Below are 22,094 nucleotides of genomic sequence, written 5' to 3'. Positions count from 1 at the left end.
GCCGCTCTTAGTTCAACTGATGACCGATCGCCATCGCCTGACGGTCGATGCGGTGCTTCTCGGCCAGTGCCTGCATGCCTTGCAGCGTGGCGGCGATCAGGCTGGCGTAGCGCAGCCGCCACAAGTTGGCGCGATCGTTGTCGTCGTGGGTGCTGCCCAGGCCATCGAGCACCTCCGGCAGGCGACGGTCGGCCAGTGCCGATGCAGCCAGATAGGGCTTTTCCGGTGCGATGACATCCACCGGTGCGCGCCAGTCGTTGGCGACATGGCGGGCGATGCCGGCCAGGTGCGAGAGCTGGTGCATGCCGATCAGCGTCTCATGCAGCATCTCGCGGCACGCCCACTGCCACAGCGCCACCTTTTCCGATGGATCCTGGGCGATCTCGGAGAGCGCCAGATCAACCTTTTCGATGCGTGAGTCGAGCATTGCGGAGCTCCCGATGCTGCTGTGCAACATAATTCACGCCATACGCGGTGAGAATCAAGTGAGCCAGCGGTTCGGAGGATATCTAGTGTGTCGATGCACGACTTGGTTCACGCTTTGCAGCGACTGTTTGTCGGGTTGCACGTTCGGCACCCCGACTTTCTGCCCGTGGCGGCTTGCAGGGCCTTGCACGATGCCGTGCACACGCTCCAGCAAGGCCTTCGTCTCGCCAACGCACGGGGATGCACGTAGTGGTGCATCGAACGCTCGCCGAATCGGTGGAAGGCGCTTGCGCCGCGCATGCTGACCTCCTTGGCGAGGCGTTCGGGCGAATCGGCACGCGCGCGGGTATCCGGCAAGGCGAGCCGCTTCACACGCTCGGGCGCGATACGCAGGATTTCCTGAGCGACTTAGCCGCCGAAGGAAAACCCGGCCAAGGCGGCAGCTGCGTCGCCAGCTCACGCATGCTGTCGGCACGGGTGAAATCGCCGACCACACACCCGGCAACATCGGCCAACGCTTCGCGCTGCGCATGCCACCACGCGGCATCGTTGAGCAGCCCAGGTAGCAGCGACAGCGACCATCACCACCCAGTGTGCCGCGCATCGATGTGGAAGAAGCGGCATCTGCTTGAACGCATGCGGCCCGACGCATGCGCCGGGCCGCTGCTGACCCGCGATGCGCACTACGCACGGCGCACTGGCATCGATCAGGCCAGGGTGAGAGTGACGTCGATATTGCCGCGCGTTGCATTGGAGTACGGGCAGACCTGGTGGGCCTTGTCGACCAGCGCCTGCAGTTCGGCCTGATCCATGCCCGGCACGGCGATGCGCAGTTCTACAGCGATGCCGAAACCGCCCGGAATCTGGCCGATACCGACGCTGCCATCGATGCTGATTTCACCCGGCAGCTTGAGCTTGTCCTGCGCCGCCACGGCCTTCATCGCGCCAATGAAGCAGGCCGAATAGCCGGCAGCGAACAGCTGCTCCGGGTTGGTACCGTCGCCGGCAGCGCCGCCCAGCTCGCGCGGGGTGGACAGCTTGACGTCCAGCGCCTTGTCCGAGGACACGGCACGGCCTTCGCGGCCGCCGGTTGCAGTGGCGTGGGCGGTGTAGAGGACTTTTTCGGGTGAGGCCACGGTGGTTCTCCAGGGTGAGCGCAGTCAGCGCGTAGTGTAGTTGAATAGTCGACGATGTTAAGAGTGGCCAACAAAACGTAGCGAGCAAGTCGCCAAATGGGAGCGGACGGCGCGGAATAACCGCAGTGTACGAGTGGTACATGCAGACTCCGAGCACCGGCAGCGCCCGCCTGGGAGTGAGCGCAGTTGTTTTGTTAGCTACTGTTGGCATGACTATGGTAACCATCGGCTGACCTGTCGCCGGATCCGTCGGCCATAGCGTTGCAATGCTCAACCAGGCGCCGCCAAACTGACCCAGACCGCAGTCCTCATCGGTAGCAACGATCTTGTGGAATCCTGGGCCGGGGCGCGCGTGCACGTTCACGGCCGATGCGCAGCGGCGAGATATTCCACACTCTGCATTTCGATCAAACGCGACGCGGTGCGCTCGAAAGCGCCAGCCAGACGCTGGCCGCTGTACAACGTGGACGGGGCATCCTGCGCGGTGCAGACCAGGTTGACGTGTCGGTCGTACAGCTCGTCGATCAAATTGACGAAGCGGCGCGCGGCATCCTCGTTCATGCGATCGAAGTGCGCAATGCCGCCCAGCAACAAGGTGGTGAATTCGCGCGCGATCTCGATGTAATCGCCTGGGCCGCGAGGGCCTTCGCAGAGCGCGGCAAAATCGAACCAGACGATGCTTTTGCCGCATGCGCGTACCGCAATTTTGCGCGACTCGATTTCGATATCGCCGCCGGGTGCCTCGGAATTTCCGCTCAGTTCGCTCCAACGCTGCGCAAGCCATGCATCGGACTGCGCATCCAATGGCGTGCGATACACCGGCGAGCGCGTCAATGCACGCATGCGATAATCTTCGGTGCCTTCCGCGTAAAGTTCCACGCAGAACTTCTGCAGCAAACCGATCGCCGGCATGAAGCTTTCGCGCTGCAAGCCATTGGCGTAAAGATTTTCCGGCGCGGTGTTGGAAGTAGTCACCAAGGTCACGCCTTCGGCGAACAGGCGTTCGAGCAAGCGCGCCAGCAACATCGCATCGCCAATATCGGTGACGAAAAATTCATCCAGCACCAGCACACGCAGATTTTCGCGCCATTGCTGCGCGATCCTGGCCAGGGGGTCGCTTTGCCCGGCATGCTCGCGCAACTGCTCGTGCACGCCGCGCATGAAGCGATGGAAGTGCGTGCGGTATTTCTGCTTGATTGGCAAACCGTCGTAGAACAAGTCGACCAGAAAGGTCTTGCCGCGCCCTACTCCACCCCAGAAGTACAGGCCGCGCACCGGCTCGGGGGTTTTCCAGAATGCGGACAGCCGATCCAGCCAGCCCTCCTGCGCGCTGTCCACCAGCGCCTCGTGAATACGGCTCAGTTCCGCCAAGGCCGCCTGCTGCGCGGGGTCGGCGCGCCAGTCGCCGCGTTCTACGCCGGCGGCGTAGCGCTGCGACGGGGTCATCTCACGCATCGTTTTTCTCCGCGGGCCGGCTGCTGCCTTGCCCGCTCAACGGCGCATCGCTGGGCGATACGCGTGGGCCGTGCCGCGGTCAGGCTGCGGCCGGCAACCAGCGCCGGACACCATGCTGGATCGCACCGCGCAGGTCGATCAATTTGCGGTGGAAGAAGTGGCTGGTGTCGGGCATGCGCACCAGCTCGGGTTGTTGCTCCAACGTATCCAACCAGTCGTAAACCCCCTGCGGATCGACGATTTCGTCGGCATCGCCCTGAATCACCAACCACTGTGCAGGCGGCTGCATACTGCTGAAATCCCAGCGACCGGCCGGCAGTGCGATCGAGATCAGCGCCTGCGGTTGGAGCGAGCCGGCAGCACGCAACGACACGTACGCGCCAAAGCTGAAACCGCCCAACCACAATGCGTCGCCGGGACGTTGACTGCGCACCCATGCCGCGACGGCGCGCAGGTCGTCTTGCTCGCCATTGCCATGATCGAAGGCGCCGGCCGAGTTGCCGACGCTGCGGAAATTGAAGCGCACCACTGTGATGCCCAACTGGCGCAGCGCGCGCGCGGCCATGGTGACGACCTTGTTGTGCATGCTGCCGCCCTCGGTGGAGAGGGGATGGCAAATGATGGCGGTGACGGCTTGTACGGCGACGTCCGGCTCAGGCAGATCGACCGCGACATCGAGCGGGCCGATAGGCCCATCCAATGTCAACGCAGCGGATTCGGTTGGGAAAGGAGGATTGGACATGCGCTCATAATAGCCGTCCCGCCGGCCGCGTTCATCGCCCTGCCTGCCGCCGCGTTGCATTGCCCATGCACTATTTTGCTGTCTGCCGCTGTCTGCCGTGTCCTCGTCTCGGTGCTGTTGAGGCTGCTGCCGCCCAGCCCGGCAACCGTCTTCGCCAACATTGAGTCTGAGCGTGGTCGTCCTGGGAGCGCGCATCGGCAAGCTGGGGTTTGCCGAGCGCATCGGCGGCCGTGGGTGGATGGAGCTGTTGCTGGCGACCCCTGCAATTGCTGCGATCGCTTGGGGTATGCGTCCGGGCTGCCGATAAAGCGTTCGGCTTGCGCGACACCGGTTCGCGGTACGCCTCAAGGGGGCGACACTAGTAGCTACCATGGACGTCCAAGGCCAATGGGAGTGTGTGATGCGCCTGCCAGCTCTATTTTCGACCAGCCGTCATCGAGTCGCCCCGGAACCGCCCACCTCAACCGACGCGGCAGAGCCGGTTCAAAGCGGGTCACCGCAGCACCCGCTATCTCACGCCCCCAAGTCCGCAGCAGGACAGGGCGCGTCGAAATCGCATCGGGGCATGCTTGCGTCAGCGCGTAGATCGCTGGCATCGCTGCGTAAGCAGCTGCCTTTGATGCGCATAGGCTCTCCAACGCTTGAATCAGTAGAGCGCCCGCCTCCGCGTACGGCACCCGCCTCGCCCAGTGCAATGCCCAGTCGCACGCAACAGATGCAAGGGCAGCAAGGCCGCGTCGATGAGAGATTGCAAGCACCCACATCCAACGGAACGGGTCGTGAGTGGGTGCAGCGGTCGGAGCCGGAGCCGCAGCACACCCTGCCAAGATCACATTCCGCGCCGATGACGCCCAAGCCATCGCGCACGCAGCAGATGCAAGCGCGGCAAGGCGGCACCAATCAGAGATTGCAAGCACCTGCACCCAACGGAACGAGTCGTGAGTGGGTGCAGCGACCGGAGCCGGAGGCGCAGCACACCCTGCCAAGATCACATTCCGCGCCGATCACTCAAAAGCCGTCGCTATCGTCAGTGCTTTCTCCAGTGCCCCAGCAAGGGCGGCAACCATCACTGCGTGGTTTGAATCAGAAACTGGCAGGGATGAACAAGCAGTGCAGTGAAATTCAAATGCGCCTGTATATGGAGCAACGCGAGGCAACGCCAGATGAGCAAAAAATGCTCAATGATCGTGCGGCCCTGATCGCCCAGCGCAACGAGGTCCGCGATGGTCAGCTCGATGCGCTGCTGGCCGCGCTCGCACCGATGGAAAACATCCATGCACCGCAAGCCACGAACAGCTACCTGGGCATCGTTCAAAAGGACGCCATTCAGCAGAATCGAAACCAATTACTGAAGGCAAAGCGCAAATTCGTCAATAAAACCGACTTGGCAAGACACTATGCGCGCGCGGAACGGCGTCTGGAGTCTCTGAAGGAAAGCGGCGCACCATCTGCCCAAATACTGCGTCTGCAACGCATGATGCAGGGCTACAACAACATGCTTGCATTGGAGCAGATCGTTAAAAGCACCGACGACCAGCTGGAACAGATGGGGTCGCCCCGCCTGATGGACAGCATTCCCACCACAGCCAAAGAGCGTCAATTGTCCTTTGAGAAAGCACTAGATGCCCATCAAGAGGCTATCGACAACGGCTACTTATGAGATCCGAACATCGGCCCGCGCGTGCAAAACGCCCGGCGGCCACATGTGACGCATGCGACACCCATCCACGTGGTATCACGTCCCGCACGCCATGTTGAGGTTTGACTTGACAGTCCGCAGCGATTTCACCTCGATTGCGGGCCGGCAGGTGTGGACACCGTGATCCAGGACGCCATCAACGCTCTCATTGGGGGAACCGATCGTTCAGCAGTTGCGACTGTGCCGGACCCCACTGACGCAGTTGCTGCTCGCTCAGCAGGCAGGCAGGCAGGCATCCAATGCGGCACAGGTGTGCGGTCCATGCATGTCCACACCGATGACCACCGGCTCCTGAGGGCGGTCTTCCCACAGCGGGCGCCACAGCCGCTGCATTGCTAGCGTATTCGGTTGCCTCGCACACTTCGTGCAATTGCGGTAACGGCGCGGTCCGGCGCTGCGTCTGCTGCCGCTGCCAACCGATGTCGGTATACGGCAGTAGCGGTCGAGCCGAAATCGGCCAGGAAGCGGCTGCTGTCCACCAGCGTTACCATGGTGTCGAGCCAGGGCGATATCCGACAACGGGCGATATCTGACAGGCTGAAGCCGTCCGCATGGCGCACCGCAAAAAGTGGCCGCCACTGGCATCGGCTCGGCAATACCGGTAGATTCGATCAACAGATAGTGGTAGCGGTCGTGCTCGGCCAATCCACGCACTTCCCAGCAGATCTTCGCGCAGCGTGCAGCAGATGCAGCCGTTGCTGAACTTCACCGACGTCTCTTCAGTGCGTCGCGACGCTGCGCCGCCGTCGCGCACCAGTCGCGCACCAACTGTGCACCGATGTTGACCTCGCTTATGTCGTTGACGATCACTGCCACACGCAGGCCGTCGCGGTTATGCAGGATGCGATTGAGCAAGGTGGTCTTGCCCGCGCCGAGAAAGCCGGACAACACAGTGACGGGAAGACGCGGATCTCGGGCGGTGGATACGAAGATCCAGGGAGTTTAGAAGAATGAAGTGTTACTATATAACACTTATTCGACAGGAGACGCTCGATGCGCGCCCCCGCTTCTCTGCTGGACAGTTCGGCCCTCGCCTTATCGGGACTGTGTCTGCTGCATTGTTTGGCGTTGCCACTGCTGGCCGCCGCGCTACCGCTGTTCGGCGCCTGGAGCCAGGCCGAGTGGGTGCATGTGGTGTTCGCCACCGCAGCCGTGCCACTGAGCGGCTATGCGCTGTGGAGCACCCACCGCCGACGCGCGCTGCCGGCACCAATGTGGGTGCTGGCAATCTTCGGACTGGCGGGCCTGGTGGTCGGCGCAGGCGGATGGGCCGGCGGCGCCTTGGAAACACCGATCACAGTGGCCGGCAGCGTGCTGCTGGCCAGCACGCATCTGGTCAATCTGCGACTGCGTGGCCGTGCCGGGACGTGCGCAAGCTAGCGCGCTACAGCGAAAAACCCAGCAGCACCGGGTCGTGATCGGAACTGCGCCACGGGCCGGGCAGATTGCGCTTGGCGTAGCCGGCGTCGTCCATGACATCGGCGTTGATATGCCATTCCACCGCGCCGCGCAGTTGCTTGGCCATCGCCGGACTGAGCAGCGCGTGGTCCAGCCGCCCGCTCATGCCGTCGTAAACGTAGCTGTAGGGCTGCTTGACCCCGGCCACTGCGAAGGCGTCCTGCCAGCCGCTGGCCCGCAGGCTGCGCATCGGCGTTTCCATCGCATACGCGTTGAAATCGCCAAGCAACACCGCAAGCTTGGTCTGCGCACCGGTGGGGTCGGTCTGCAGCCATTGGTGCAGGCGCTTGGCCGATTCGGTGCGGGCGGCGTTCCAGCAGGCCTGGCCGTCCTGCTGATCGGTATCGGCGCCGCTGGCATTGCCGCAGCCCTTGGACTTGAAATGGTTGGCGACCACCACGAAGGTAGCGCCGCGGCTGCTGCGAAACGCCTGTGCCAATGGCACGCGGCTGTGGCTGTCGAACGGCCCACCGGTCAGCGTGGCCGGCTTGCCAACTGGGGTGACCTGCGAACTGCGGTACACGATGCCGACCCGAATCGCGTCGTCGCCCGGGCCGCTGCCGGTGTCGACGAACCGCCAGTCCTTGTCCTTGTCGGCCGCGTTGAGCGCGGCGACGAGTTGCGCCACGGCAGCATCGGCGCGATTGCCATCGTTTTCCAGCTCCATCAACGCGGCCACATCGGCGCGCAACGGCACGATGGTGGACACCAGCTTGGTCAGCTGCGCCTGGAACTGCTCATGCGTGCGCGCGCCACGCTTGGTCGGGAACCCGACGCCGCGGCCATTGCCGTTGAAGAAGTTTTCCAGATTGAACGAGGCGATACGCAGATCGCCACCGACCTGCGGCGCCACCGCTATTGGCATGGCCGGCAGCGTCAGCGGATTCAACATCTGGATGCGGTACTGGCCGTCGTAGCGCTGATCGACGATGCCGTCCACCGACTTGAGCAGGCTGCCGCTGCGTAGCACCGGATCAACAGGCAGATAGGGCGCCGTCCTGAGGTTGCGGCCGTTGCGCGCATCGTCCAGCAACACACGGCGCCGCGCGTTGTCGGCGTCCACTTGCGCAAAGGCCGGGGTGCCGGCGGCGGCTACTTCGCTTGGCTGCCACAAGCGTCCACCGAAGGCAGCGACCAGCTCGCCGTAAGTGTCCAGACGGTCGCTGCCGTTGAGCGTGAGCGCGGCGATGCGCACATGCTCGCCTTCGAGCGCTTCCCAGCTGGCCGGCGGCCCGCTGAGCATGCGCACCGGCACCGGCTGACCGCTGGCGAGCCGTTCGATGCTGCTGGCATCCACCGTGGTCAGGCTCCCCTCGCCACCTGCCGAAACCTCGCGAACCGCGCCGACGATGCGCACCCGATCGCCTACCGCTACCTCGGCATTACCTGCACCGGTAACGAATAGGCCATGCGAACGCCTCGGCTCAAAACCGGGTTGCTGAACGAACAAGCCGGCCAGGCCGGCGCGCGTATCTGCAGTGACGATGCCTTCCACTTCGACCACCCGGCCGTCGTAGGGGCTGCGTGCGTCTTCACCCTGCACATCCGCAATCGTCAGAGGTTGCGGCGCGCCGTCGGCGGCACTGCCGAGCAGCGGGGCCAGCAGACCGATCACACAAAGCACAACCAGCGAGCAACGCGACATCGACACACTCCCAAAATGAGGTAGACCACATGCAAGCGCAGCCCCCAAAGGTGGCGGATGCGCAGCGTGCAGGCGGCGGCGAAGTACGTCCAGTCCGGCGGCTCGGCGCTGGCGTGGTCATGCAGAGGAACCGTAACGCTCAAATGACACTGACGACCGTGAACGTGCCAGCGCGCGGCATCGGCGACTGCTGGCTGGCACTGCGATCGCTTATTTCAGATTGGCCAGCATCCAATCGACCGTGGCTCGTATCTGTTCTTCGGTGAGCGCCGGATTGCCACCCTTGGGCGGCATGATGCCGCCGTCCGGCCCGCTATAGCCTTCGATCGCGTGCCTGTACAAAGTGTCCTTGCCCTGGGCGATGCGCGCGTCCCAATGCGCGTGGTCCAGCGTCGGCGCCTTGCCCACGCCGCTGGTGTGGCAGGCAGTGCAAAGGTTGTCGAAGATAGTCTTGCCATCGGTGCTGCCACCGTAAGCGGCCTGCGAGGCGGTCTTGGCCAAGGCTGCGGCCTGCGCCGCGGCTTGCGCGGACGCGCCAGTGGTGCCTGCGTATACCGCGCCTGCAGGAGCGATGCGTTGCTGCACGCGCTTGGCGGCGGTGGGTGAGACTTCGTCGGGGACAGCGCGTTGCAAATAGGCTGCCAGGGCGATCAGGCCCAGGGTGATCACTACCAATAATCCGATCACCATCGAGAATTTTTTCAGAAACTCGAGGTCGTAATTCCGCACGCGCTCACCTCTGGCTGTTGGTCCAAGACCTCTGCTAGCGCCGGAGTATAGAGGAGTATAGAGCACAGTTCGCACCAGTCTGATCAGCGCGCATGACAGCTGTCGCAGCTTTGCGTACTGCGCCTTGGCGGGCTGCAGATCTTGCTAAAGACACACGCTCGCGCCCGCTGACAGATTGCCGCGATGCCGCATGGCGACACCGGCAGGCATTGCCGGCTTTGTCGGCCAGCCCCCTATTCGTAGCTTGATGACCAGAGGCTCCTTGGCCAAGCTCGCTTTCGAACTGGTGCCCACCGCTGCGAGCGGAAATACGCTGGCCGTGCTTTATCGCAACAAGCCACTGCCCAAGGTCGAGGTGACGGTGAACGACCCGTAGCAGTGGCAAAAGGCGCTGACCTCCGATGCCAGAGGTCAGGTGACCTTGTCGAAGCTGCGCACCGGTCGCCACATTATGGCCGCCACCAACGGCTGCATTTGGATCTGCATTATCTGCCGGTGGTGTGGTCGCGTTACATCGTCGGGTTCTGCGCGATATTCATGCTGGTGGCGATCATCAGCGGGGTGATCGCGCACAAGAAAATCTTCAAGGACTTCTTTACTTTTCGCCCCGGCAAAGGCCTGCGCTCGTGGCTGGATTTTCGCAACTTCAGAGCCGTGACCGCGTTGCCGTACCACGTGATGATCACCTGCACCGGCATCGTGACCTTGATGTTCATGTACCTGCCGTGGGGCATCAAGGCGCAGTACCCCGACAACGCAATGCGCTTCTACCAAGAGTCGGCCAGTCGTCTCGCCGATATGCGGCAGGTTGCAGGTGGAAGGTCGGACGCATCGGATTTGGCCTGCGCCTGATGGATGCGCTCAACATCGGCACGGTCGCCGGCTTGCCGATCGCCTTCGCCGTTTTCTTCTCGGCAAACCGATTGTTGCCGATGACGTTGGAGGCGCGGACTGCAATGGAAGCGAACCTGTTCTTCGCCGCCTGGGCCACAGCGTTGTTGGCCGCGTTGGTGTGGCCGCGTCGCGCCATGTAGAGCTGGCAACTATATCTGGGGGTGACGTTGCCGGCCGGGCAATGGACGCTGGCCGGTGTCGATCTGGTGTGTCTGGAACTAGGCGTGTGTCTGGCATATTGACGTTTGCAGCATTGGAAATGCACCGCAGCCCGCGTCTGCGCGACGTGCGCGCGCCACTGCCGCTGTGCCCGTGCGGGGCAACGTATCGATGCAGGAAAGTGCATGAGTGTGCTGCTGTTGCTGGCGCTGAATTTGTGACTTGCTGGTGGACTGATCGGTCAGGGCCAGGGAATTGAGGACGGCGACCATCGCACGACTCCGGCAAGGTAAATGCACAGTCAGATGCATCGAAGCAGCACAGTGGGTCGTGCGCTCAGTGCGCTGTCAGCGCACAGCCTGGCGCGCGCCGACCGCACGCAAACAAAAGCCACAGATCGCTTCGACCAGCTGTTCGCCTTGCTGCGAATCGCCACGGCTGGGCGCAACCGGCCCCACCAGGGCCTCGGTAAAGGCGCCGACGATGCAGGCCGCAGTCGCATCCAACGACTGCTCGGGGAATTCGCCAGCTGCAATACCTTCGACAAGCAGCTGGCGAAACACCTCGCCAAACAAACGCCGGCCGCCGATACGCTGGGCATCTACCTTGCCCTCCACTGGTTCGGCGATGAAGGCATAGGCCAGCGCCGGGCCCGCCAAGGCACGCCGCACGAAGGTAGCGATCGCGTTGCGCAGGCGCTCGACGGCGCTGACCTGCGTGGTGATGATGGTGCGCAAAATGGTCATTTCCCGCTGTACGGCGGCGTTGAGAACTTCAACGAACAACTCAGCTTTGGATGGGCGGCTTCAACTCTGATTCGCAACACCAACGGTTGTGAAGTGGTCCAGGCGACCTGACCTGAACGACTTCACCGCGAAGTGGAGTTGCCCATGTCATCCAGCCGCCTGGACCTAGCAGAACGATACCGTCTACATGCGTTATATGAAACCGGGATGTCGATGCGTGCCATCGCCAGTGTGTTGGAGCGCGCGCCCAGCACGATCAGCCGCGAATTGCGCCGCAATCAGCACGCTCGGCAGTATCTGCCAGATCATGCGCAGCGCCTCAGCGAGCATCGGCGCACACGGGCCAGCCGGCGTCCACGCATCGACGCTGAGCGCATCGCACAGATCGAGATCTTGCTGGGCGAGGACTTCAGCCCGGAACAGATTGCCGGTCGCACCGGCTTGGCCAGTCACGAATGGATCTATCGGCACATCTACGCCGACCAGAAGCGCGGTGGTCAGTTGTTCACGCATCGACGCAAGCGCCGCCGCAAGCGCCGTCGGCGGGGCGTGCGCGATGGCCGCGGGCAGCTGACACATCGGCGCAGCTGGACACAGCGCCCAAGCGTGGTGGAGCAACGCAGCCGCATCGGTGACTGGGAGCTGGATACCATCAGGGCCTCACACGGAAAGGCCGTGGTGGTCAGCATGACCGAACGCCGCAGTCGCCTGCATCTGCTGGCTTACTCGCCTGACGGCACCGCCGAGAACGTACGCAACGCCATCGTCCAGCGCCTGGGCCGCCTACGCCACACGGTGCACACCCTCACCGCCGACAATGGCAAGGAGTTTGCTGATCATCGGCTCATTGCCGCCTGCTTGCAGAGTGATTTCTACTTTGCAGATCCGTACTGCGCATGGCAGCGAGGCAGCAACGAAAATGCCAACGGGTTGACGCGCCAATACTTGCCACGACAGACCGATTTCAGCACCATCGCCGATGCGCACCTACGATGGATCGAGCAGCGGCTCTACAATCGTCCGCGCAAGATACTCGGATTCAAAACGCCCCTCGAAGTCTTCTCCGAGGAGGTCCTTAACAGCGTTGCGAATCAGAGTTGAATTCGCCATGGAAAATGTCGGTAGATCTGCCCGGTCGAAACACCTGCAAAGGCGGCAACTGCGGTGACCGGCGCGTTGCGGTGGCCGCCCTCAGCGATCAAGGCCCGGGCCGCGTGCACAATGCGCTCGCGGTTGCCGGCCAGGCGTTCTTCCATCAAGGCGGAGCGTCGATAAACCATGGTGAGATTCTGGGTTCAATAGTTGAGTTTTAGTTCACTTTTTTGTTGCCGACCGCTAGGCTGCTCACAAACGCCGCGCGGCATGGCCGCTCCCACCCGGCACGTCCAGATCATTATGGAGTCGCTCCATGCATGTGCCGTCCTTGAACTTCGAGCTTGGCGAAGAGATCGATCTGCTGCGCGAAAGCGTCGCGGCCTTCGCCAGCCACCATATCGCCCCGCTCGCCGCTGCGGCCGATCACGACAATGTCTTTCCCGCGCAGCTGTGGCGTCTGTTCGGCGCGCAGGGCCTGCTCGGCCTGACCGTGGAGGAAGACTACGGCGGCAGTGGCATGGGCTACCTTGCCCATGTGGTGGCGATGGAAGAAATCTCGCGGGCCGGTGGCGCGATCGGGTTGTCGTACGGCGCGCATTCGAATTTGTGTCTCAACCAGCTGCGCAAAAACGCCACACCCGAACAGAAACAGCGCTATCTGCCGAAGTTGTGCACTGGCGAGCATGTCGGCGCGCTGGCGATGAGCGAGGCCGGCTCCGGCTCGGATGTGGTGTCGATGAAGCTGCGTGCCGATGCGCGCGGCGACCGCTACGTGCTCAATGGCAGCAAGATGTGGATCACCAACGGCCCCGATGCCCATGTGTCGGTGGTGTACGCCAAGACCGATCCGGATGCGGGTGCACGCGGCATCACCGCATTCATCGTCGAAAAAGGCATGCCGGGGTTTTCCACCGCACAGAAACTCGACAAGCTGGGCATGCGCGGCTCCAATACCTGCGAGCTGGTATTCAATGAGTGCGAAGTGCCTGCCGAAAACGTGCTCGGCACGCTCAACGATGGCGTGCGGGTGTTGATGTCCGGTCTGGATTTCGAACGCGCGGTGTTGGCTGGCGGCCCGCTCGGGTTGATGGCCGCCGCCATGGATGTGGTGCTGCCGTATGTGCACGAACGCAGGCAGTTCGGCGAGCCGATCGGCACCTTCCAGTTGATGCAGGCCAAGCTGGCCGACATGTACGTGGGGCTCAACGCTTGCCGCGCGTATGTCTACGCTGTGGCGCGCGCCTGCGATGCGGGGCGCACCACGCGCCAGGATGCGGCCGGTGCCATTTTGTATGCGGCCGAAAAAGCCACCTGGCTCACCGGCCAGGCGATCCAGGTGCTGGGTGGCAACGGCTACATCAACGACTACCCCACCGGGCGCTTGTGGCGCGATGCCAAGCTGTATGAGATTGGTGCGGGCACCTCGGAGATCCGACGCATGTTGATCGGCCGCGAGTTGTTCGATCGCACCGCCTGACGGAGCCATCATGAGCGTGATCAACAGCCAGCTGCAGGTCGGCGGCGAGAGTTTTCAACACAACCTCGCTGCGATGCGCGAGGTGATCGACGATCTGCGCCGCACGCTGGCGCAGATCGCGCTGGGCGGTAGCGATGCCGCACGTGCAAAGCACACCGCGCGCGGCAAGTTGCTGGTGCGCGAGCGCATCGACGCCTTGCTGGATCCGGGCAGCGCGTTGCTGGAGATCGCGCCACTGGCCGCGCATGGCATGTACGCCGATCAGGTGCCGTGCGCGGGAGTGGTGGCGGGCATCGGGCGCGTGTCCGGCGTTGAATGCGTGATCGTGGCCAACGATGCCACCGTCAAGGGCGGCACCTACTATCCGATGACGGTGAAGAAACATCTGCGTGCACAGGAAATCGCGCAACACAATCGCCTGCCGTGCATTTATCTGGTCGATTCCGGCGGTGCGTTCTTGCCGCTGCAAGATGAAGTATTTCCGGATCGCGATCACTTCGGGCGCATTTTCTACAACCAGGCCAATCTCTCTGCCAGCGGCATAGCGCAAATCGCTTGCGTGATGGGCTCATGCACCGCCGGTGGTGCCTACGTGCCCGCAATGAGCGACGAAACGGTGATCGTGCGCGAGCAAGGCACGATCTTTCTCGGCGGCCCGCCATTGGTCAAAGCCGCCACCGGCGAAGAAGTCAGTACCGAAGAACTGGGCGGCGCCGATGTACACACGCGTATCTCCGGCGTGGCCGATCACTTTGCCGACAACGATCTGCAGGCATTGGCACGTGTGCGCGCCATCATTGCGCAGCTCAACTGGCGCAAACCGCCGGCATCGCTGGCACTGCAGACACCGTTGCCGCCGCGCTATGGCACCGACGAACTGTATGGCGTGATTCCTGCCGATACGCGCAAACCGTTCGATGTACGCGAGGTGATTGCGCGTATCGTCGACGACTCGCGGCTGGACGAATTCAAACCACGCTACGGCAGTACGTTGGTGACCGGCTTTGCGCATCTGCATGGCTACCCGGTCGGCATCGTCGCCAACAACGGCATTTTGTTTTCCGAGTCCGCGCTCAAGGGCGCGCACTTCATCGAACTGTGCACACAGCGTGGCATTCCGCTGGTGTTTCTGCAGAACATCACCGGCTTTATGGTCGGGCGCAAATACGAACATGGTGGCATCGCCAAGGATGGCGCCAAGCTGGTGATGGCTGTGGCCTGCGCCAAGGTGCCGAAGTTCACCGTGGTGATCGGCGGCTCGTTCGGTGCCGGCAATTACGGCATGTGCGGCCGCGCGTACTCGCCCAATTTCCTGTGGATGTGGCCGAATGCGCGCATCGGGGTGATGGGCGGTGAGCAGGCCGCCAGCGTGCTGGCCACGGTGCGGCGCGACGGCATCGAAACCAAAGGCGGCGCATGGTCGGGCGAAGAAGAAGAGGCGTTCAAGGCGCCGATCCGTGCGCAGTTCGAGCAGCAAGGCCATCCGTATTACGCTAGCGCACGGCTATGGGACGACGGCATCATCGATCCTGCCGATACGCGTCGCGTGCTTGGGCTGGGGTTATCGGCCGCGCTGAATGCGCCGATCGAGCCGACACGCTTCGGCGTGTTTCGGATGTGAGGTGGTGAAGTGCGCGTGCACTGGCATTGCTGCGCGCTGCGATCGCGGATGCATCTGCCTTTGGGTGCACGCTGCGGAGTTCGCTACTTGAGTACCCGCACTATTTGGTCTCCAAACAGCTGGCGGCGCTGTTGCACAGCAGAGACAAACTTCCATCGCAGTCGCAGCTTTCATGCAGTAAGCGCAACCGTTTCTTCTTCGTAGCGCCACCCGCCGCTCCGGCGACGTGCAGAGACTTATCCGATGACCCAGCGCGACCCTATCGCCGCAGCAAGGCAGCCGTACTTCGACAAAATCCTGATCGCCAATCGCGGCGAGATCGCGTGCCGGGTCATCGCGACCTGTCGCAAGCTCGGCATCGCCACCGTAGCGGTGTACTCGGATGCAGACCGCGATGCACGGCATGTGCGATTGGCCGACGAGGCGATTCATATTGGTGCGGCACCGGCGCAGCACAGCTATCTGCGTGGCGATGCGATTGTGGATGCGGCACGCGCGAGCGGCGCGCAGGCGATCCATCCCGGTTATGGATTTCTCTCTGAAAACGCAGCGTTCGCCGACGCATGTGCGCAGGCCGGCATCGTGTTTATCGGTCCGCCGGCAGCCGCGATCCGCGCGATGGGCGACAAAAGCGCGGCCAAAGCGTTGATGCAACGTGCCGACGTGCCGCTGACCCCGGGCTACCACGGCGATGAGCAGGCCCCGACCTTCCTGCGTGCGCAAGCCGATGCGATCGGTTACCCGGTCTTGATCAAGGCCAGTGCCGGCGGTGGCGGCAGGGGCATACGTCGGGTGGAGGCCAGCGACGCATTCGAAGAGGCGTTGGCCAGCTGCCAGCGCGAGGCGCAATCGGCGTTCGGCGATGCGCAGGTGTTGGTGGAAAAATATGTCGAGCGCCCGCGCCATATCGAGATTCAGGTATTCGGCGATACGCACGGTGACATGGTGTATCTGTTCGAGCGCGATTGCTCGGTGCAGCGTCGGCATCAAAAAGTGCTGGAAGAAGCGCCGGCTCCCGGCATGACCGAACAACGCCGCGCGGCAATGGGCAAGGCCGCCGTGGATGCGGCGCGCGCAGTGGGCTACGTCGGTGCGGGCACAGTGGAATTCATTGCCGGCCCGGACGGCGATTTTTATTTCATGGAAATGAACACCCGGCTGCAGGTCGAGCACCCGGTGACCGAATTGATCACCGGTACCGATCTGGTCGAATGGCAACTGCGCGTTGCAGCGGGCGAGCCATTGCCGCGTCGTCAGCACGCGCTCAGCATTCACGGGCATGCGCTGGAAGCGCGCCTGTATGCCGAAGATACAGAGCGCGGCTTTTTGCCTTCGATCGGCACGCTGCGCCAGCTGCAATTGCCTGCCGCCAGTGCCCACGTACGCGTCGATGCCGGCGTGGAGCAAGGCGACACCATCAGCCCGTACTACGACCCGATGATTGCCAAGCTGATCGTGTGGGATGTCGATCGCCCCGCCGCGCTGGCGCGCATGCGCGAGGCGTTGACGCAGTTCCATGCGGTGGGCGTCACCACCAACAGCGCGTTTCTCGCACGCCTGATCGGCACCGAATCGTTTGCCTCCGCCAATCTGGACACCGCATTGATCGAGCGCGAGCATGCAGCGTTGTTTCCGGATCCGGTCAGTCCGGGCAGCGCCTGGTGCCTGGCGGCAGTGTTGATTGCCGAGTCGTTGCCGAAGGCCGCGGCAGATCCAGCCGACCCATTTTCGCCGTGGCAGCACAGCGATGGCTGGCGCATCGGCGCCCATGCGGCGCAGGCCGTGGTGCTGGAGGCAGGCGGTGAGCGCCGCCAGTTCGGCGTACGTCGGCTTGTCGATGGCTGGCAGGTAACGTCTGCAGGCAACGCCCAAACGCTGCGCTACCACGCGCAGCACAATGCAGTGCGCGTGGAAATGGATGGTCGGCAATGGCGCATGCAGACATTGCGTGACGGCAACATACTGACCCTGATCGGTACCACGCAGCGGGTGGTGTTCCGTCACCACGACGCGCTGGTCGAAGCGGACCAGCCGGCGCACGACGCCGGCGGGCTGACCGCACCAATGCCCGGCCGCATCGTATCGCTGGTCGCAGCGGTGGGTCAGCCTGTCACCCGCGGGCAAGCCTTGGTGGTGCTCGAAGCGATGAAGATGGAGCACACCCTGCACGCACCCAGCGACGGCATCGTAAAGGCGTATCTGGCTGCGGAAGGCGATCTGGTATCTGACGGCGTCGCACTGGTGGAATTTGTATCCAAGCCCGATTAGATTGGCTAACGACACGTAGCGGGCAGTCGCCAGGCGGGTGCGGACGGCGCAGAAGAACCTTAACTTGTACAAGTGGTACATGAGGATTCCGTGCACCGGCCGCGGCCGCTTGGCGATTGCGCAGTAGTTTTGTTAGCCACTCTAAATGCTGCCCCAGCCAGGAAACCGAGCAAATGGACGAGCTATCGGCTTCAGATCTCAAGACCATCCTGCATTCCAAGCGGGCGAACATCTATTACCTGCAGCACTGCCGCGTGCTGGTCAATGGCGGCCGGGTCGAGTATGTGACCGATGCGGGCAAGCGTTCGCTGTACTGGAATATCCCCATCGCCAACACCACCACGGTGCTGCTCGGCACCGGCACGTCCGTCACCCAGGCGGCGATGCGCGAGCTGGCCAAAGCAGGGGTGCTGGTCGGGTTTTGCGGCGGTGGCGGGACACCGTTGTTCTCGGCCAACGAGATGGACGTGGAAGTGGCCTGGTTCTCGCCGCAGAGCGAGTATCGCCCGACCGAATATCTACAGGCCTGGGTGTCGTTCTGGTTCGACGACGACTTGCGCCTGATGGCGGCCAAGGCATTCCAGCAGGCGCGCGCGGTACGCATCGGCGAACAGTGGCAGCAGCGCGCACTCAAGGACGCCGGCTTTGTGCCAGATGCGGCCAGGCTGGAAGCCTTGCTGGCCAAAACACGCCGCAATATCGAACAGGCGCAGGACAACGCCTCGTTGCTGACCGAAGAAGCCAGGCTGACCAAGGCCTTGTTCAAGCTGGCGGTCGACACCGTCGGCTATGGCGATTTCACTCGCGCCAAGCGCGGCACGGGCGGCGACCCGGCCAATCGCTTCCTCGACCACGGCAATTATCTGGCCTACGGGCTGGGGGCCACCGCCAGTTGGGTGCTGGGCCTGCCGCATGGACTGGCCGTGCTGCATGGCAAGACGCGCCGCGGCGGGCTGGTGTTCGACATCGCCGATCTGGTGAAGGACGCCAGCATCCTGCCGCAAGCGTTCCTGTCGGCGATGCGTGGCGACGACGAGCAGGCGTTTCGGCGCAGCTGCATCGAAGCGCTCACCCGCAGCGAGGCGCTGGATTTCATGCTGGACACGCTCAAGGCGGTGGCACTGCAGACAGCGGCGGCCAGGCAGGCGGATCCGGCGCCGTGAACATCCTGCTGATCTCGCAGTGCGACAAGCGCGCATTGACCGAAACCCGCCGCATCCTCGACCAATTCGCCGAGCGACGTGGCGATCGCACCTGGCAGACGCCCATCACCGACGCTGGCCTGAGCACACTGCGCAAGCTGCTGCGCAAGACCGCGCGCAAGAACAGCGCCATCGCCTGCCACTGGATTCGCGGTCGCGACCATTCCGAGCTGCTGTGGATCGTCGGCGATGCGCGTCGCTTCAATGCCGAAGGCGCGGTGCCCACCAATACCAGCACGCGCAACATCCTGCGCCGCGAGGACGAAAACGACTGGCATCGCGCCGAAGACATCCGCCTGCTCGCTCAGCTTGCCGCCTTGCTGCACGATCTGGGCAAAGCCAGCAGCGCCTTCCAGGCGCGCCTGCGTGGAAACCTGCGCGAACGCAACCTGTATCGCCACGAATGGGTCTCGCTGCGGCTGTTCCAGGCGTTTGTCGGCAGCGACGACGACGCAGACTGGCTGCAACGGTTGGCCGACCCGCACGCCTTCGTCGAGGCGCACTGGCTTGCCAACGGGCGCTATCAACGCGATGGCATCGATGCGGCATCGCGCTATCCCTTTCGCGAACTGCCGCCGCTTGCCGCGGCCGTGGCGTGGTTGGTGCTCACCCATCACCGGCTTCCAGTCGTACCGGTCCGGCAGGACAACGGCAGGCAGGACTGGCTGGGCAAGCGTGCGCTGAACTTCAACCCGGCCTGGCTGGAAACACCTCTATCGCTGGTGGCGCACGACTGGAACGAAATTGCGCAGCCCGCCGAGCCCGACAGCGTTCTATCGTACTGGACACCTGCCGGGCCATTGCCGGTGATGGAACCGAAATGGCGCGCCCAGGCCGCACGGTTGGCCAAGCGTCTGCTCGCACTGCGCCTGCGGCGGGACCATACCTGGCTGGACAATCCTTACGTCCTGCATCTGGCGCGGCTGACGTTGATGCTGGCCGACCATCATTACTCGGCCCTGCCCGGAAGCTCGCCGCTGCGCGTGCATGGCGATGGCAAGACGCAGCTCTACGCCAATACCGACCGCGACGGCCTCAAACAACCGTTGGACGAGCACCTGCTTGGCGTCGCCCGCGATGCCGGGCTGATCGCCCATGCCTTGCCCGGCTTCGAGCGCCATCTGCCCAGACTGGCCAACCACCGCGGCCTGCGCAAACGCAGTGCCGATCCGCGTTTCGCCTGGCAGGACAAGGCGTTCGACGCAGCCACCGCAATGCGCGAGGCAGCGCGCGAACACGGCGCCTTCATCGTCAACATGGCATCGACCGGCTGCGGCAAGACGCTGGCCAACGCGCGCATTCTCTATGCACTGGCCGATCCGCAGCAGGGCCTGCGTGCTACCTACGCCTTGGGCCTGCGCACGCTCACCCTGCAGACCGGGCGCAGCTTCCGCACCGACCTGCATCTGGGCGAGGACGAACTGGCCATCCGCGTCGGCGGTTCGGCCAGCCGCGCATTGTTCGAGTTCTACGCGCAACAAGCCCAAGCGCACGGCTCGGCCTCGGTGCAGGATCTGCTCGACGAAGACAGCCACGTGTTCTACGAAGGCGTCACGACCGACCACCCGCTCTTGTCGCGTGCCTTGCACGACCCGGACATTCGCAAGCTGCTGTCGGCACCGATGCTGGTCTGCACCGTGGACCACATGGTGCCGGCGACCGAATCGCTGCGCGCCGGCCGCCAGATCGCACCGATGCTGCGCTTGATGAGCGCCGATCTGATTCTTGACGAGCTGGACGACTACGACCTCAACGACCTGCCTGCGTTGACCCGGCTGGTGCAATGGGCCGGCATGCTGGGCACGCGCGTGCTGCTGTCTTCGGCCACGCTGCCGCCGTCGCTGGTGGCCGGCATGTACCTGGCCTACCGCGCAGGTCGCCAGCAGTATCGGCATAACCGTGGCCAGGATGGCGGTCACGCTGGCGCCGCGATCGACATTCCCTGTCTGTGGAGCGACGAGTTCGGTGTGAAGTCCGCCACATGCGGCGGCGGCGCAGGCTTTCTCGACCAGCACATGCAGTTCGTCGAAAAACGCATCGCCACGCTCGCCAAGGCCCCAGCCCTACGGCGCGGCGAACTGCTGCCGCTGGATCTGCCGCGCAACCTGCCGGACGCAGACCTGTATGCGCGGTTCGCACCGCATGTACGCCACGCCTGCCTGCGCCTGCACCACGCGCATGCCGAACCCGATCCGGTCAGCGGCAAGCGCATCAGCTTCGGGCTGGTACGCATGGCCAATATCGAGCCGCTGTTCGACGTGGCGCAGGCACTGCATGCGGCCGGCGCACCGGAGGGCACGCAGATCCACCTGTGCGTCTATCACGCCCGCTTTCCGCTGGTGCAGCGTTCGGCCATCGAGCATCAACTCGACCAGGCCTTCAACCGGCGCGGCGATGGCAACGGCGTCTATCGCCTGCCGGGCATCCGCGCCCTGATCGACGCGCACCCCGCACGCGAGCAACTGTTCGTGGTGCTGGCCTCGCCGGTCTGCGAGGTCGGCCGCGATTGGGATGCCGACTGGGCGGTGGCAGAGCCCTCCTCCATGCGCTCGCTGATCCAACTGGCCGGGCGCGTGCAGCGCCATCGCGGCAAGGCCGGCGCAACGCCCAACGTGCTGATCTTCGATACCAACGTGCGGCATTTCCGCAAGGGCGAGCAGGGCGGGCCGACCTACATCAGGCCAGGCTTCGAGAAAGAAGCAAGCAGGAAAGAGACAAGCAAATTCCTGCTGGAAACGCCGTGGCTACGCGAACTGCTCCGGGAGGACGACTACCGCACACTCAGCGCCGTGCCGCGCATTCGCCCGCGCCCCGACAACGCGCAGTGGGAGCCCTCCAAGCGCCTGGTGGATCTGGAGCAGGCGCGCATCGCCGCCAGCATGCTGACGCAGGCAAACGCCACGTCGCTGGAGCGCGACCACGCCTTCGCCGCCCGGAAACACCCGCATGCCGCCCTGACCGGCGTACTGCCGCAACAGCAACCATTCCGCGACGACAACCAGCCCCGCGTCACCCTGGTGTTCCTGCCGGACGACGACGAGGTGCCGCGACTGCATCGCGTCGAGAGATCCCCCGACCGTCATGCCGCCGACCTGTATGTCCGCATCGAGCAGAGCCAGCGCCATGACCTCGCGCTGGCATCGGCGCCGGGCATCGGCCCCTGGGGCCGCTTCAAGTTGATGAATCTGCTCATCGAGCAGGCCGATTCCCTCGACCTGTCACTGGAGCAGTGCGCCAGGAAGTTCACGATAGTAGAGGTGCCGGCCAGCGAAACCGGCTGGCGGTATCACCCGTGGCTGGGGTTTGCGAAGTTCAAAGGATGATCGGTTGCTGCGTCTCATC

Annotated in this window: 14 protein-coding genes, 2 other RNA genes and 6 pseudogenes; 11 read left to right on the top strand and 11 right to left on the bottom strand. The window is 63.7% G+C overall.

Annotated elements, in window-relative coordinates; translation table 11 throughout:
- Positions 1–7 precede the first annotated feature (7 nt).
- The 5 genes from J5I97_RS01190 to J5I97_RS01170 form a co-directional block, all read right to left on the bottom strand.
- On the bottom strand, positions 8–427 hold the full coding sequence (locus J5I97_RS01190; protein WP_208588477.1) for a hypothetical protein: 420 nt from the start codon (positions 425–427) through the stop codon (positions 8–10).
- Between the two features lie 706 nt (positions 428–1,133).
- Positions 1,134–1,562, bottom strand: coding sequence for an organic hydroperoxide resistance protein (locus J5I97_RS01185; protein ID WP_208588475.1), 429 nt, complete (start codon positions 1,560–1,562; stop codon positions 1,134–1,136).
- Positions 1,563–1,627: 65 nt separating this feature from the next.
- A non-coding RNA gene (locus J5I97_RS01180) (sX9 sRNA) lies at positions 1,628–1,704 on the bottom strand.
- 218 nt (positions 1,705–1,922) lie between these two features.
- Complete coding sequence (gene zapE, locus J5I97_RS01175) at positions 1,923–3,017, bottom strand: cell division protein ZapE (RefSeq protein WP_208588473.1); 1,095 nt, start codon at positions 3,015–3,017, stop codon at positions 1,923–1,925.
- 79 nt (positions 3,018–3,096) lie between these two features.
- The gene (locus tag J5I97_RS01170) at positions 3,097–3,759 is read right to left on the bottom strand and encodes an alpha/beta hydrolase (protein ID WP_208588472.1); all 663 of its coding nucleotides are present in this window, start codon (positions 3,757–3,759) and stop codon (positions 3,097–3,099) included.
- A gap of 120 nt (positions 3,760–3,879) precedes the next feature.
- Between J5I97_RS01170 and J5I97_RS01165 the strand changes: the two are divergent.
- Positions 3,880–4,066, top strand: a pseudogene (locus J5I97_RS01165) (EamA/RhaT family transporter); the annotation flags it as partial.
- A 387-nt stretch (positions 4,067–4,453) separates the two neighbouring features.
- Entirely contained in the window at positions 4,454–5,419 is a 966-nt protein-coding gene (locus J5I97_RS01160; protein ID WP_238135602.1) for a type III secretion protein, read from the top strand.
- Between the two features lie 416 nt (positions 5,420–5,835).
- Here J5I97_RS01160 and J5I97_RS01155 read toward each other — a convergent pair.
- Positions 5,836–6,391, bottom strand: a pseudogene (locus J5I97_RS01155) (GTP-binding protein); the annotation flags it as partial.
- Between the two features lie 60 nt (positions 6,392–6,451).
- On the opposite strand from J5I97_RS01155, the gene J5I97_RS01150 reads away from it, so the two are divergent.
- On the top strand, positions 6,452–6,838 hold the full coding sequence (locus J5I97_RS01150; RefSeq protein ID WP_208588471.1) for a MerC domain-containing protein: 387 nt from the start codon (positions 6,452–6,454) through the stop codon (positions 6,836–6,838).
- A gap of 4 nt (positions 6,839–6,842) precedes the next feature.
- Here J5I97_RS01150 and J5I97_RS01145 read toward each other — a convergent pair whose 3' ends face one another.
- The gene (locus J5I97_RS01145; RefSeq protein ID WP_208588470.1) at positions 6,843–8,561 is read right to left on the bottom strand and encodes an ExeM/NucH family extracellular endonuclease; all 1,719 of its coding nucleotides are present in this window, start codon (positions 8,559–8,561) and stop codon (positions 6,843–6,845) included.
- Between the two features lie 210 nt (positions 8,562–8,771).
- A complete protein-coding gene (locus J5I97_RS01140; protein ID WP_208588469.1) occupies positions 8,772–9,290 on the bottom strand; it encodes a c-type cytochrome in 519 nt (172 codons plus the stop codon).
- A 265-nt stretch (positions 9,291–9,555) separates the two neighbouring features.
- Here J5I97_RS01140 and J5I97_RS01135 point away from each other — a divergent pair.
- Together J5I97_RS01135 and J5I97_RS01130 are read left to right on the top strand one after the other, a co-directional pair.
- Positions 9,556–9,756, top strand: a pseudogene (locus J5I97_RS01135) (DUF4198 domain-containing protein); the annotation flags it as partial.
- Positions 9,756–10,532, top strand: a pseudogene (locus J5I97_RS01130) (PepSY-associated TM helix domain-containing protein); the annotation flags it as partial. The pseudogenes J5I97_RS01135 and J5I97_RS01130, both read left to right, overlap by 1 nt.
- 158 nt (positions 10,533–10,690) lie before the next feature.
- Here J5I97_RS01130 and J5I97_RS01125 read toward each other — a convergent pair.
- Positions 10,691–11,143, bottom strand: a pseudogene (locus J5I97_RS01125) (TetR/AcrR family transcriptional regulator); the annotation flags it as partial.
- A 90-nt stretch (positions 11,144–11,233) separates the two neighbouring features.
- Here J5I97_RS01125 and J5I97_RS01120 point away from each other — a divergent pair.
- On the top strand, positions 11,234–12,190 hold the full coding sequence (locus J5I97_RS01120; protein WP_208587676.1) for an IS30 family transposase: 957 nt from the start codon (positions 11,234–11,236) through the stop codon (positions 12,188–12,190).
- Here J5I97_RS01120 and J5I97_RS01115 read toward each other — a convergent pair.
- Positions 12,184–12,369, bottom strand: a pseudogene (locus J5I97_RS01115) (helix-turn-helix domain-containing protein); the annotation flags it as partial. The gene J5I97_RS01120 and the pseudogene J5I97_RS01115 sit on opposite strands and share 7 nt — an antisense overlap.
- A 128-nt stretch (positions 12,370–12,497) precedes the next feature.
- Here J5I97_RS01115 and J5I97_RS01110 point away from each other — a divergent pair.
- From J5I97_RS01110 to J5I97_RS01100, 3 genes are all read left to right on the top strand, one after another.
- Complete coding sequence (locus tag J5I97_RS01110) at positions 12,498–13,661, top strand: isovaleryl-CoA dehydrogenase (protein ID WP_208588468.1); 1,164 nt, start codon at positions 12,498–12,500, stop codon at positions 13,659–13,661.
- A gap of 10 nt (positions 13,662–13,671) precedes the next feature.
- Entirely contained in the window at positions 13,672–15,282 is a 1,611-nt protein-coding gene (locus J5I97_RS01105; RefSeq protein WP_208588467.1) for a carboxyl transferase domain-containing protein, read from the top strand.
- Positions 15,283–15,525: 243 nt separating this feature from the next.
- Positions 15,526–17,550, top strand: a complete 2,025-nt coding sequence (locus J5I97_RS01100) for an acetyl/propionyl/methylcrotonyl-CoA carboxylase subunit alpha (protein WP_208588465.1) — start codon at positions 15,526–15,528, stop codon at positions 17,548–17,550.
- A gap of 3 nt (positions 17,551–17,553) precedes the next feature.
- On the opposite strand, the gene J5I97_RS01095 is transcribed toward J5I97_RS01100, so the two are convergent.
- Positions 17,554–17,631, bottom strand: a non-coding RNA gene (locus tag J5I97_RS01095) — sX9 sRNA.
- Between the two features lie 92 nt (positions 17,632–17,723).
- On the opposite strand from J5I97_RS01095, the gene cas1f reads away from it, so the two are divergent.
- Positions 17,724–18,713 (top strand): type I-F CRISPR-associated endonuclease Cas1f, encoded by a 990-nt coding sequence (gene cas1f / locus J5I97_RS01090; protein ID WP_208588463.1) that lies wholly within the window; start codon positions 17,724–17,726, stop codon positions 18,711–18,713.
- Complete coding sequence (cas3f, locus tag J5I97_RS01085) at positions 18,710–22,075, top strand: type I-F CRISPR-associated helicase Cas3f (RefSeq protein ID WP_208588461.1); 3,366 nt, start codon at positions 18,710–18,712, stop codon at positions 22,073–22,075. Before cas1f ends, cas3f begins: the two co-directional genes overlap by 4 nt.
- Positions 22,076–22,094 lie beyond the last annotated feature (19 nt).

The organism is Xanthomonas fragariae (assembly GCF_017603965.1).
Lineage (GTDB): Bacteria > Pseudomonadota > Gammaproteobacteria > Xanthomonadales > Xanthomonadaceae > Xanthomonas > Xanthomonas fragariae_A.
Note: the sequence above shows the minus strand (reverse complement) of the source record. Positions and strands in the feature narration are given on the sequence as shown.

Coding starts and splice junctions, on each gene's coding strand:
- J5I97_RS01190 (WP_208588477.1), bottom strand. CDS start 427: ATGCTCGACTCACGCATCGAAAAGGTTGATCTGGCGCTCTCCGAGATC.
- zapE (WP_208588473.1), bottom strand. CDS start 3,017: ATGCGTGAGATGACCCCGTCGCAGCGCTACGCCGCCGGCGTAGAACGC.
- J5I97_RS01170 (WP_208588472.1), bottom strand. CDS start 3,759: ATGTCCAATCCTCCTTTCCCAACCGAATCCGCTGCGTTGACATTGGAT.
- J5I97_RS01160 (WP_238135602.1), top strand. CDS start 4,454: ATGCCCAGTCGCACGCAACAGATGCAAGGGCAGCAAGGCCGCGTCGAT.
- J5I97_RS01150 (WP_208588471.1), top strand. CDS start 6,452: ATGCGCGCCCCCGCTTCTCTGCTGGACAGTTCGGCCCTCGCCTTATCG.
- J5I97_RS01145 (WP_208588470.1), bottom strand. CDS start 8,561: ATGTCGCGTTGCTCGCTGGTTGTGCTTTGTGTGATCGGTCTGCTGGCC.
- J5I97_RS01120 (WP_208587676.1), top strand. CDS start 11,234: ATGTCATCCAGCCGCCTGGACCTAGCAGAACGATACCGTCTACATGCG.
- J5I97_RS01110 (WP_208588468.1), top strand. CDS start 12,498: ATGCATGTGCCGTCCTTGAACTTCGAGCTTGGCGAAGAGATCGATCTG.
- J5I97_RS01105 (WP_208588467.1), top strand. CDS start 13,672: ATGAGCGTGATCAACAGCCAGCTGCAGGTCGGCGGCGAGAGTTTTCAA.
- J5I97_RS01100 (WP_208588465.1), top strand. CDS start 15,526: ATGACCCAGCGCGACCCTATCGCCGCAGCAAGGCAGCCGTACTTCGAC.
- cas1f (WP_208588463.1), top strand. CDS start 17,724: ATGGACGAGCTATCGGCTTCAGATCTCAAGACCATCCTGCATTCCAAG.